This is a genomic window from Alkalibacterium sp. m-11, assembly GCF_054658155.1.
On sequence record NZ_BAAGIR010000275.1, the window covers coordinates 1 to 1,090 of the forward strand.

The window sequence follows — 1,090 nt, forward strand, 5'->3', positions numbered from 1 at the left end:
AGCGTTTCAAGGTACGCATGAATTTCGCTTTGGCTTCTTTCGAAGGTCTGTAACGACAGACCCCATTCACTGTGGTTATCAGACAACCCAAGAACTTTAAACGTGTTGGGGAACCCACTTTACTTTTCTCTTGGTTGACAGTTAATTTCAGGTCTTTTTCAATGAAGCGAGTGATACTTTGGAGCACACGTTCACCGGCTCGTTTTGACTTCACAAAGATGACGAAGTCATCAGCGAACCGGACGAAAAGGTGCCCTCTCTGCTTCATTTCTTTATCCAGTTCATGTAAGTATACGTTACTGAGTAGGGGCGAAATCACGCCACCTTGTGGTGCGCCTGTGTTACTTTCTACGAATTCGCCAGACAGATCTATGACACCGCTCTGTAAGAACTTACGGATAATTTTTAGAATCATCTTATCCTGTATATACTGTTCGAGATAGTACATCAGCTTATCATGATTGAGTGTATCAAAGCACTGTTTCAAGTCACAATCGACAGCTACTTTATAGCCTTGCTGATAATAGTCGACACACTCTTTCAAAGCTGTATGATTGCTTTTCCCTTTACGGAACCCATGACTGTGTGGGAGAAAATGTTTATCAATGATAGGCTCTATCACTTGTCTGATAGCTTGCTGGACCACTCGGTCCCGCACGACGGGAATACCTAGTTTGCGTATCCCACCGTTAGCTTTTGGAATTTCTACCCGTCTTACAGGTTGAGGTCTATACGAACCGTCTAGAAGTTTCTTCCTCAGATAAGGATAAACTTCTAATATATGACTTTCCACCTCGCTAACTGTCATTCCGTCTACTCCAGCAGCTCCTTTATTTCGTCTGACGACTTTAGCTGCTGTGAATAGATTCTTCTTACTTACAACGAGACTCATAAGAGACTCACCATACTTGTCTTTATGTTCACCTAGGCGATTACTCCGCACATCTACATACTCTTTCGCTTCCAGCTTATCCCTTTGTAGCTTGCCAACCTTGTGGTTGTTTTCTGCGTTTGTCATAATGCCTAACCTCCAATCTTCAAAGTATTGATACTGTTCGGTCCTTCGGTACATTTTCCCTACTATGACCTC

1 protein-coding gene is annotated in these 1,090 nt (G+C 42.9%); it reads right to left on the reverse strand.

Annotation, left to right across the window (positions count from 1 at the left end):
• Window positions 1-1,018: group II intron reverse transcriptase/maturase (gene ltrA / locus ACYQ2O_RS12355; protein WP_459796714.1), on the reverse strand; the 1,018-nt coding region annotated here is incomplete at its 3' end.
• Between the last annotated feature and the right edge of the window lie 72 nt (window positions 1,019-1,090).